This is a genomic window from Plebeiibacterium marinum, assembly GCF_026013615.1.
In the GTDB taxonomy this organism is placed as follows: domain Bacteria; phylum Bacteroidota; class Bacteroidia; order Bacteroidales; family Marinilabiliaceae; genus Saccharicrinis; species Saccharicrinis marinus_A.
Map to the genome: position 1 here is coordinate 21100 of NZ_JAPDPI010000036.1, position 12332 is coordinate 33431.

The 12332-nt window shown below is 35.5% G+C and carries 6 protein-coding genes; all 6 read right to left on the reverse strand.

The window, feature by feature from the left end:
* Positions 1-18 precede the first annotated feature (18 nt).
* The 6 genes from lacZ to OM074_RS15535 all read right to left on the reverse strand — a co-directional run bounded on the left by lacZ (position 19) and on the right by OM074_RS15535 (position 12124).
* Positions 19-3303: a beta-galactosidase, LacZ type gene (gene lacZ / locus OM074_RS15510; RefSeq protein ID WP_301201067.1), complete on the reverse strand. Its 3285-nt coding sequence runs from the start codon at positions 3301-3303 to the stop codon at positions 19-21.
* A gap of 79 nt (positions 3304-3382) precedes the next feature.
* Entirely contained in the window at positions 3383-4978 is a 1596-nt protein-coding gene (locus OM074_RS15515; RefSeq protein ID WP_301201069.1) for a carboxylesterase/lipase family protein, read from the reverse strand.
* Between the two features lie 17 nt (positions 4979-4995).
* Positions 4996-7293 carry a beta-glucosidase BglX gene (gene bglX / locus OM074_RS15520; RefSeq protein ID WP_301201071.1) on the reverse strand — a complete coding sequence of 766 codons (2298 nt, stop codon included), beginning with the start codon at positions 7291-7293 and terminating at the stop codon, positions 4996-4998.
* 82 nt (positions 7294-7375) lie between these two features.
* Positions 7376-9232 carry a beta-glucuronidase gene (gene uidA, locus OM074_RS15525; RefSeq protein ID WP_301201072.1) on the reverse strand — a complete coding sequence of 619 codons (1857 nt, stop codon included), beginning with the start codon at positions 9230-9232 and terminating at the stop codon, positions 7376-7378.
* A 135-nt stretch (positions 9233-9367) separates the two neighbouring features.
* Positions 9368-9745 carry a hypothetical protein gene (locus tag OM074_RS15530; protein WP_301201074.1) on the reverse strand — a complete coding sequence of 126 codons (378 nt, stop codon included), beginning with the start codon at positions 9743-9745 and terminating at the stop codon, positions 9368-9370.
* A gap of 30 nt (positions 9746-9775) precedes the next feature.
* Complete coding sequence (locus OM074_RS15535) at positions 9776-12124, reverse strand: TonB-dependent receptor (RefSeq protein ID WP_301201076.1); 2349 nt, start codon at positions 12122-12124, stop codon at positions 9776-9778.
* Positions 12125-12332: the final 208 nt, after the last annotated feature.

A 12332-nucleotide genomic window follows, 5' to 3' on the forward strand; every position in this document is an offset into this window, starting at 1 on the left:
TTAATTAAATGGTTTTTATTACTGAATTTTTAACCTACCGAGATTCTCTTTTTCTCCCATACGGACATCAAAGGGTCTTAATTCATATGATATTTCGACAGGTTTTGTTTCTAAATAGTAAGGGCGCAAAGCACCTGGCCCGCATGAAGCACTCCCTAATCCATGATGGGCTGCATCTATCGTAATGATAGTTTCATTCCTTTGACTTAACTCATACGCATAATTTGCTCTGTGTAAATCTACAGGGGTATAATGTAAAGCACTGAAATTTATATAAGTGCTATCTGCCACAAACTGCAAACCAACACCATCTCTATTGGTAACGGTAAACCATCTGACTTCGCTACGGTTACCCATTTCCTGAGGCCTTGCATAATGTTCCACCATATCAGTTACAGTGCTCTTATAATGACCAATAAAGGCTCCTTCAATACGGTCGCTATAGCTTTCAAAAGGGCCTGCTCCAAAGTACTCAACCATTTCAAAGTCTTTTGGCATTTGAAGTATATGGCCAATACGGGGCAATATTTGCAAACCGTTTTCAGCATCAGGAGTAACTACAGCTTTCACCTTTATTACTCCATTTGCAAACACAGAATAAATAGTTTCTGTTTTTGTGGAATAGCCTGCCGGTGTTATATAATTCACAGATGTTTTTACTTCAACATTCTGTTTACTTATCTGTTCAACATTAAAAGAGTGAACATATGGCAACTGTCTGTCCAATTGTAACTTTAACCACGATACACCAAGCCCCCTGCCATTTGAAAGGTCGTTGTCGGTTGGGGCACGGTAAAGGTTCAACTGTGGGCCTGCTACCTCTTCTTGGGTAATTGTGTCAGTATAAACCACCGGTGACTCCTGTTTTACACCATAAATAGCTTCAGGTTTTGTTTTTATCAGTTCTGTTGCGCCATAAGTATAATCAGTAATTACACCAACGCTTTTATTAAATGTAACCGAAAACAGTTTTCCATTTATAGTTACAACATCATCTTTATCATTGAATGAAATTGCACCAACGCCCTCTAGACTCATCTCTTCTGCTGGTACTTTTTCATAAGCGACAGAAAACTGTTCATCAGCCATTTCATAACCTTTATGAGCCCACTTTTCATCATTTGCTAATGTAAATGAGATATTCAGAAAATATTCTGCTCCGGCGCTTAATTCAGGCTTAGTAAAAGGTATTGCCACCTCTGCCTTATCTCCGGCTTTGATATCTAACTGCCCGATACTACCTGACTGAATAGCTCTTCCATCGCAAGTCAATTCCCATGATAAATTAAACTTATTCAGATTAATAAACTGATATGTATTCTCAACTTCAATTTTCCCTTGTAATATATCGATAGGTTTTATTTTAATGTATTGATACACATGCTTTACATGTAGCATCTTGGAAGTTACCTGCCTGTCTGACGTAGTTAAACCATTCATTAAGAAGTTCCAACGTGTTGGGCGATCGCCATAATCTCCACCATAAGCAAAATATGTTTCTGATGGATTACCCGGTACAGACCTGACAATACCCTGATCAACCCAATCCCATATACAACCTCCAATTAACCTGGGGTATTTTTCGAACATCTTACAATACTCTCTAACTGATCCGGGTCCATTTCCCATAGCATGAGCATACTCACAAAGGAAAAATGGCTTTGGATCTTTGGATTTTCCTAATCGCTTCAAAGAGCCCATTGTTTTGTACATTCCCGACTCAACATCAGCATTCTCGCTATCTCCTTCATAATGCACAGGCCTTTCCTGGTCGATTTCTTTGATAGCTTTATATGCGGCTGCAAAATTCTGGCCACTACCGGCTTCATTTCCCATTGACCACATTATAATTGATGGATGGTTTTTATCTCTTTCTACTGAGCGAACGTTTCTATCCACGTGTGCTTTTTGCCAGCTGATTGTATTTCCTAATCTATCCTCTGGATTACGAGCCATTCCGTGAGACTCAACATTAGCCTCGGCAACTACATACAACCCATATTCATCGCATAACTCATACCATATGGGATGATTAGGATAATGGGATGTACGCACGGTATTCATATTCATCTGTTTCATCAGTTGAATATCCTTTAACATAAGCTCCTTGTTCATAACCCGGCCCCCATATGGATTGGTTTCACAACGGTTGGCTCCTTTAAAGTAAATGCTCTTGCCATTTACGAACAGTTGCTGGTCTTTAATTTCAATATCCCTGAACCCAAAATTGGTGCGGATTACTTCAGCAATATTCCCACTAGGAGCCTTTAGTACAAATAGCACGTCATAAAGGTTTGGTTCTTCTGCCGACCACAATTTAATGCCGTCAACATTAGTTTTCATGTCAACAGACAAGCCTTTTTTTGAAACCTTATTTACAGGCAGGTTATATAATTTTTTTGCTTTATCAATAGAAGCACCTTTTTCAACTAAAAGCGCTTCGAGCTGGTAAGTTCCTTTGCTGCCAAAATTACGAAACTCTAATTTTGAATGAAGCGTTGCCTGCTTGTAATCATCAGACAAGTCAGCCTGCAAGAAATAATCCCACAGATGGGTTTTGGGCACTGAAAACAAAAATACATCCCTGTATATACCGGATAATAACCAATAGTCCTGCCCTTCGAGATAGCTACCATCGCTCCATCGAAATACTTTAACAGCCAAAGTATTTTTTCCCGGTTTTAAATACTTGGTAACATTAAATTCTGCAGGTGTCATACTACCTTCGCTATAACCAACCTTTTGTCCGTTTACCCAAACATACATAGCACTTTGAACGCCTCCAAAGTGAATAAACACTTCTCTGCCATCCCAATTTTCAGGTACATCAAATTCTCGTCTATAAGAACCAACTGGGTTAGGCAAGTCGTTTTTTGTATATTCTTTAGGATAATGATCTTCCATTACCAAAGGAGGATGAACATCAAATCCATTGGTAAAAGCATAAGTACTATTGGTATAATTGGGTATGCCATAGCCTTCTACTTCCCAATTCGACGGCACTTTAATATTATCCCAATAACTAACATCTACATCGGGATTATAAAAATTTGATGGTGCTAAATCCGGATGTTTTACCCAATTAAACTTCCAGGTTCCATTTAATGAAACATAATAAGGAGATGCTTCAGGATAATTAGTTAATGCTTGCTCTGCATTTCCATATGGAATATAAAAAGCATGCCCCTCCTCTTTATTTATGCCAATTACCTGTTCATTTTCCCAATCGTGTTGTTGGGCAATTGACACCTTGCACAACAACATACATGATATGATTCCAATGAAATATTTTAACTGATTCATATTCCTGTTTTTAAATCTCCTTATTAAATTCAATTAATTACTTTTAACTTTTATATATCTTCTATAATTTGACTTCCTTTTATTTTCTGGATTTGTTTTGTTCTCTTCTCCAACTAAAATACTCATCATATGCTTTCATCTTTTCGATATGTGGAAAAGTGATTTCTTTAGAATTTTCATGAATGAGTAGTACTTTTTGGTTATCACTATCATATGTTGGCCAATTCTGTAAACCTTCACCATTTGGATTACCATTTTTTGCAAAATTAATCCAATAGGTACTAATTTGATCCATCATTAACTTATCTGTATCAGTTAGTTTACCCATATTTATTCCCATAGGAAACTGTAATACAAATGGGACTTCAGCACCATGATCACATCCATCTGGATATAGTTCAGGATTATTATTATAATCAAAATAATATACATATGTTCCATACTTGCTTTTTTGCGAATGCAAATTAGCACTTGCCCAGGTTGGCCACCCGAAATAAGCATCCCTCAATAGATCCTTTTGAGATTTAAAAGTTTCATCCTCTGTTGAATGTGGATAAGCCTCCAAAATCTTTTCCGATGCAATCTCGTATCTATTATTAACAAAGTCATTAAAATCTTCAGCTGAAACTCTTTCATGAGGTCTTAAAAAGAAATTTCCTTCATCAGAATTAAATCCAATCATCATGGGTACATCATTGAACTTTCCTTGTTTATAAAGCTCATATGAATCACCTCTAATTGTTCCCCCATCTGCAGTAGGCCAGGTAGAAAAAGAATAAAAGTCAGGCATTGAATCTTGTATGGACTCTGCACTTATTGAACGAATATCATCTAATTTATATGCATCAAATTTGGCCATTAATTCTTCTCCAAATTTTTCTGCTTTTTCCAAAGATATATTTAAAAGTCCAGCCTCGTTATCATACATAAGAGGAGACATATAGGCACCACTTTGGCATATCATACGATGAAAAAGTCCTTTTGCTTCAGGTATAGCAGATAACATGCTAACGGAAAAACCGCCGGCTGATTCACCAAAAATCGTTACATTATTTGGATCTCCCCCAAATTTTGAGATATTTTCCTTTACCCACTCCAGTCCTGCTATTTGATCCTGAATTCCATAACATCCAGATCCTTTTCCACTCTCTTTACTCAATTCAGGATGAGCCAAAAAGCCCATTGCTCCAACCCTGTAGCCAAAGCTTACGTACACTATACCTCTTTTGGCAAATGGAGTTCCAAAATAGGCTGGAATACTCGTTGCTCCCCCTACAAAACCTCCTCCATGAATCCAAACCATAACCGGCAACTTTTCTTGTGGCTCCTTAGCCCCAGACCAAACATTTAAATAAAGGCAATCCTCACTCATTGTTGCATTCTGGAAATATTTGGTTGCAATAGTTTTTTCCTGTACGGGGGCAGGACCAAATTTTTCAGCCACTAAGGTATCTTGCCATGGAATAACTGGCTGTGGAGCTTTCCAACGTAAATCTCCAACCGGAGGAGCTGCATAAGGTATACCTTTAAACACTGTAACTCCCCTTCGTGTTTTACCCTTTACAATACCTCCGGTAACCTTTGCAGTTTGAATATCGTGAGCAAAAGGATCCTCTTCTTGTTTACAGCTAACTAAACTTGCTATGAGCAATAATGCTAATACAGTGTATTTCATAATTATAGTGTTATAAATTAGTTTCTTTTATTCCATGTGAAACTTGCAGCTTTCACTTCCTCTGAATTAGTACCAACATAAACATTAAAATCTCCTGACTCCCAATCCCACTTTAGCTCAGAGTTATAAAACTTTAAATCCTCAGTACTTATATTAAAAGTAAGTTCCTTTGATTCTTCCGGTTGTAAAAAAACTTTTTGAAATTGTTTCAATTCTTTAACCGGTCGGGTAACTTCGGCTACCGGATCATTTATATATAATTGTACGGTTTCTTCTCCGGCATATTTACCTGTATTTGTAATGGTAATTTTTGCCAGCAATGTTTGCTTTTTACCAACAAGCAAAGTATCACTTAATTTGATTTCACCATATTCAAAACTGGTATAACTTAAACCATATCCAAATGGAAATAATGGAGTATTCACTTGGTCTAAATAATAAGATTGGAATTTCAACCCACCTCTTCGTTTTTTCTTATCGTTCTGATCAGGTTCTGTAAAAGGACGTCCTGTATTTTTGTGATTGTAATAGATTGGAATCTGTCCTACATTACGTGGGAAAGTCATTGTCAATTTACCTGAAGGATTATAGTTTCCAAACAAGATATCAGCAATAGCATTCCCGGCTTCTGTTCCCAGCCTCCAGCTTGCAAAAATAGCATCTGCATATGGGAGGTCTTCCTGAATGGTTAAAGGGCGACCATGCGTCAATAATAAAACAACTGGTTTTCCTGTAGCCTTCAACTTTCTAAGCAACTTGCGTTGGCAATCTGGTAGTGAAATGTTTGTCATACTCTTAGCTTCGCCTGACATATTTCGCGATTCCCCAAGCACTGCAACAATTACATCTGCTTTATTAGCTTTTTCAATCGCTTCTTTTTCTAACTCTTCTTGTTTTTCTATATCAAAAAATCCATTTTGTCGATTAAGTATCATCTTATCATCAGTCACTTGTGTCCCTTTGGCTACTTCAATATTCGGATTCTGCTTTTTAATTCCTTCATAAATGCTGGTTACACTACTTCCATCTCCCATAAAAGACCACATACTAAACATTTCAAATTGATCAGTTACATGAGGTCCTATAAGTGCAATCTTACAATCCTTTTTTAATGGTAAAATATCATTCTCATTTTTTAAAAGAACCATTGATTTCAAAGCAGCTTCTTTAGCTATTGCTTTATTCTCATCAGATAATATATCTATTTTTGGTCTTTCCGGATCATACCCCCTATAAGGATCATCAAAAAGACCCAGTTTATATTTTGCATCTAAAACTCTTCTACAAGCTATATCAATATCTCGTTCAGAAATTTTACCTTCTTCCAATGATTTTGTTAAAGTCGCAGCCATGGATTCACTTGCCATATCCATATCAACACCAGCCTTTAGTGACTTGATTGCAGCCTCCTGAATATCTGCTGCAACACCATGAGGAAGTAATTCTTGAATACAATTATAATCAGTAACTACAAAACCATCAAACCCCCATTCTTTTCGTAATAGATCAGTTAACAACCATTTATTTACTGTAGCCGGTACTCCATCAATATCATTAAAAGAAGTCATTATACTTCCTGCTCCGGCTTCAATAGCAGCTTTGTATGGTGGTAAGTAATTTTGATACATATTTAACCTGCTCATGTCAGTAGTGTTATAATCCCTACCGGCTTCTGAGGCACCGTACATTCCAAAGTGCTTAACACAGGCCATTAACGAGGTTGGCGAGGTTAAATCATCACCCTGATACCCCTTTACCATAGCAGCGGCTATTAAACTACCTAAATAGGGATCTTCACCTGAACCTTCCATCACCCTGCCCCAACGCGGATCTCTGGTTAAATCAACCATCGGTGAAAAAGTCCAGTTATATCCATACGAAGTGGCTTCAACAGCAGCTACCCTGGCCGTTTTTCGTATTAAAGAAGTATCCCATGAACAGGACAATGCTAAAGGAATTGGGAAAACAGTTTTATACCCATGAATAATATCCAGGCCAAACATAAAAGGGATTTTATGTGATGTACTATCTACATAAGTATACTTTCTATGTACTGACTTAGGAGATCCCATTACTGAATAGATATTACCGGCTGAGCCATCCTTTAATTTTTCATAAACATTTTTTGTAGCAAATGGCCCTGTTTTAGAGGTTGGAGTAACCAAATTTAATTGTGCTATTTTATCTTCAATGGACATTTTTTCCATTAACAAGGTAATAATCTGATCTTTTTTTATTTCTTCTTTCTCCTTACATGAAGATGTTAGCACAGATACACTAAAAAGAATTAATACTATTCGCTCTATATTTTTCATAACGTACTCATTTGATTATCCTAATATAAACGCAACAAACAAGGCTATATATTTAAATTCATTAAATCTTAAATTAAGCTTATTATTGCCCTTTCCAAACAGACCTTAAATAATGGGCAGCCATTTTAGGTCTTCTATCACGTGTAAAAACACCTTTTAAGTTATATCCCCCAAATCGAATCATAGACTGACTTGTTTTAAAATCAGCAAAATTCCACACATGCATACCTGTTACAAAATCTTTTGAGTCGGCAACATCCAGATATGCTTTAATAAATTCTTTTTGATACTCTTCTGTAAACATTTCAGGGGTAACGGCATTGAATCCGGCATAAGTATCTGCCCCAAACTCAGTAACCATACACGGCTTTTTAAACTTGCGATATAATCTATCCAACTCTTTGCTTAATGTATTTGCTCCTTGTTCGATACTACCTGGTGAAGTATACCATCCCCAATACCGGTTAATAGCTATAACATCAGTTAGCTTAAACCAATTTATTGGCCCCATCATCACTCCTACGTACATAATTAACCTGGTGTCATCTAAACTTCTGATTTGAGTAAATAATTTTTCAAACTCTGCTTCAGCCTTGGCCTTATCCTCTTTACTACTTGCACTCATTTGACCCAATGCCACTTTATCATTTGGTTCATTAGCTACACACCACATTATAACTGAAGGATGATTTTTATCCCTTAGATACATCTCTTCAATATATTGCTTCATAATTGTTTGTCTGGCCTTTAATTCCGCAGAATCTCCACTAAAATACAATCCTACTCCTGGAGTTTCTCCAATAATCATAAATCCTTCTCTATCTGCCAAATTATAATTTTCTTCATCATACGGATAATGGGCAGTCCTAAATGAATTAGCACCAGTCCATTTCATCAATTCAAAATCCTTAACTATTAAAGAATTTGAACTTGAACGACCTAACACCGGAAAATCTTCGTGTCGACCAAAACCTTTTAAATAAACAGGTTTACCATTTAATAAAATTTGTTTTGCATTGGTACTTACAGTCCTAACGCCTGTTTTCAATGAATATATATCTTTTGGATTACTTTTTTCACCCAAACTAACGGACAGCATGTATAAGTAAGGATCTTCAGGACACCACAAACGAACATTGGGTATTTTTACCTTGGCAATGCCTTTGTTATTTTGTATTTTAACTGGTACTGTAATTTCTTTTCCCTGACCAGATATAGTCACGGTTGCTTTTGTTGCTTTTCCTTTGGTTTCTACTATAACATCTAGTAAACCGGTAGTTCCTTCATAATTGGGTTTAACAGTAATATCCTGAATATATGTTTTGGGTAAGGAATAAAGAACAACAGATCTGTTTAAGCCTGAATAAGGAAAGAAATCGTAATTGGCAGCAGGGTTACTTGCAAGTGAACCACCTTTAACATTACCTGTTGGAACTCTTGAGGGTGATAGTTGATTTTCAACTTTAATAACAATTTTATTTGATTGATCCCACTTTATTACATTAGCAATATCGAATGCAAATGGAACATGACATCCTTCATGATAACCAACAGGTTTTCCATTTATCCATATCTTAGCTGAATATGTGGCATCATTTACTCTTATAAATATATTTTGATCCTTCCAACTTGAAGGAATATAAGTATCTGTTTCATACCATACCCAATCGAGGTAGTCTCGCATATCATCAAATTGTGCATTCCAACTACCAGGTACTGATATTGTACGACAATTTGTTAAGCCATTATAATAGGCTTGTTGTTCACCAATATTAGCCGAATCTTTTTTAAACTTCCACATTCCAGATAAATCCAATACGTTTCGTACATTATTTTGGATAGGAGCAAGAGCAATATCTTTCGGTTTGGAAGTTTTAAAGTCGGTTGCATAAATATTAATTCCAAATAATAAGAATACAAATAAAAATGTAAATTTCATTTTGAATGAGAATTAAAGAAAATTATAATGTTAAGATTAGCACGTAACGATTTGGTTTATAAGATGTATCTATTAAATAAACTTTATAATGAGAAGGAATTTATAACAATTCCTTCTCATACATTGTGAATAGTATTATTCTTCAACAACTCTTTCTCCAGTTGCATCAAACATATCCATCAAAGAGCCTTCTACTTTATTATCTTCTACTTTTTCAAGAAATAAATAAACGTTATACCCACCTGCAGTCCAATAAGCAGTCAGTTCAGTATCTGTAATCTCAAGTCGCTCAACTGGTTTAAATTCACCGCCTGCATCCGATTGCATTAAGCAAACTATTTTCCCATCTTGTTTCTCAACACGAACTTCCATATTTGAATCTCCTTGTGGTGTACCTTCAACGATAACATTCCACTTTCCAACAAAGAATTCTCCTTCAGCTGCCTGTGCGTTAACAGAAATCGCAACAAGCATCAATACTAAACCCAATAATACTTTACTTACCTTTTTCATCACTTTTTCATTTAAATGTTTGATATTCTACTAAAACTTGTAATTGACTTTTAATTCTATTGTTCTTGGTCTAATAGCACTAGCCACAATTGGCTTTCCTATATAATCGCCAATATCTTCTTTCTGTATTTGAGCAGCACCTTCTATTTTTCCCTTTACACCTGCCTGATCTAAGAAATTAACAACCTGCAATTTAAAGGTTAAGTTCCTACTTACGTAATAATCGAATCCACCAAAATTCTCCCACCATGGATTATATGTAAATGCATTTGTTTCATTAGCATACTGTTTACCAAAGTAGCGTAAACTTACCCATGCCTTGTATTTGCCTTTTCCAAATGTATAACTTGGGTCTATTTCCATTAATACCTGTGACAAGCTTGGTATAATATTATCGCTATAATCATAAGTTTGTCCAAATCCGCTTACTGAATAATCTTTATACTCTGGTTTTTGCAATGTCAACAAGTAATGAATACTAAAATTTTTGAATGGTTCTGACATAATATCTGTTGACCACCCCATAGTTTGTATATTGTAAAACTCAGGTCCAAAATCAGCACGCACCCCCATCATTGAAGTAGGATCATCCAATGTAGCAGAACCAAGAATATTATTTTTTTCGATATAAGTTAGTTTAGAAACCAAGTTCAATTTTTTACCAATGTTCAAGTATACACCTCCACTTGATTTCAATACAGAGATTTCATAATCCTTAGGCTTTGTTGCCCTTGGGTGACCAACAACCAATCCTGTTGACGTAATATGAAAACCGGCTGTATATCCATTTTCATCTATTGAAGCTCCGTTTTCATCCCGGTAAGGATAATCCCAGGTAGTTTTGTTATCTACGTTATAGCATACATCTCCTAATAATCCAAAATGATTAGTTAATTTATAAACAAATTTCCCATAAGCTACTTTGTTCCATTTATTTTTAGCCTTGTATTTCAGTAGTTCTTTATCTTCTAATCCTTCAAAATTCTTATATGGATCGCTATACGTAGTAAAATCTTGATGTTCTAAACGAGCTCCAATACTTAGATCTAACCTTGAACCTACTTTAAAATCATCCGATGCATAAAGAGCCTGTTTTTCCCACTTATCATCAGCATAAGAGCCATATGCATAAGGATTATACATTGGATCATCACTTCCTGCTGTTGTCGTTACAATAGTAGGATTTGCCTCTACTGTCATTCTCCAGCTACCTGTAAGCACATCATATGCACGGTGGAACATTTGAACTGTTGTTCCAAAGCGTAAATCATGATTTTTTATTTTTTTTGTCATTTCAGCTCTTACTGTATACATTTCACAGTCAGATTGAGGAGACATTTGACTATACATTGACTGTACATACTTACCTGTATATTCATTAGTAGTTCCTAACTTATAGAAGTGTCTCCCGTTCGCATTTTGTTCAGCGACATTTAGAATACTTAAACTTAATGGGAAAACAATAGATAATGGAGAATTCATTTTTTGATATATTCCGGAATAATTTAATTTCCATCCATTATCAAACTCATGATCTCCAACAAGATATATATTATGAGACTCAGTTCTTGAAAATTCATCAGAATTCAAATCGGCCATTACAGTATTTTGATAACGATCAACTGTCGGGATTATACCACTACCGGGCAAATACGAATCCTTACCTAAACTAAAATTATCCAATGCTTTGGTCTCTCCATCACCCATATATAATAATGGGTTATATGAAGATACTGCAGGCTTATTATCATCAACATATTTATAAAGTAATTTAACACTACCTTTTTTATACTTTTTTTGTATAGATAACTTAGCCATAGAGGTTCTTGATGACCATGATGAATATTGATAATTAGCGCCATTAGCTCTATCATTAAACTGATAGAAACTTGCCATATATCCCCAACCATTTTTCAAAGGCCCCGTAAGAGTCACATCAAAACTAGAACTTCCCATGCTATTAATTGATGAAGAAGCAAAGCCTTTAAACTTTCTGGAAAAATCACGATCATAGCTAGATACTGCAAATCCTACTTTTCCGTACAATAACGCTCCCTCTTCAAAGGAAAGTAATCCAATTCGAGATAAACTATTATCTACTCTCCATGCAGATGTTGGGAAAGTAGGATAAAAATAATAAACCACAGGTACATCATTTTCAAGAATTACGATATCACCTTGAAATGGCAAACCTATATTTACATCTCTTGGAGAATTAGCACTTTCAGCGTTTAGCATTACATTTCTGTTCTTTTCTTCTTTAGAACTTGCGCTAACACTTGAGACTTTAGTTGAGTCGTTTTGTTCCTGCGCATTTACTCCACTTAAAAGAAAAATGGATAACACAAAAAGAAAACAACCAATTGACATTTTTTTCATAACGTGAAATTTAATTAACAATTAAGGGTTCTACACTAAAATTTGTATTCATTCTTTTAAAATTTTTAACAGCTTTAACTGTTATTATCTAAATCAACATTACAAACTTAAAAATGAAAGCAGTGAATTGTATTCTGATAATATTTCCCACAGGAAATGCACGTTCACCTAGTACAAATATCCATGTTCGCATCATGTAGGCAATTGT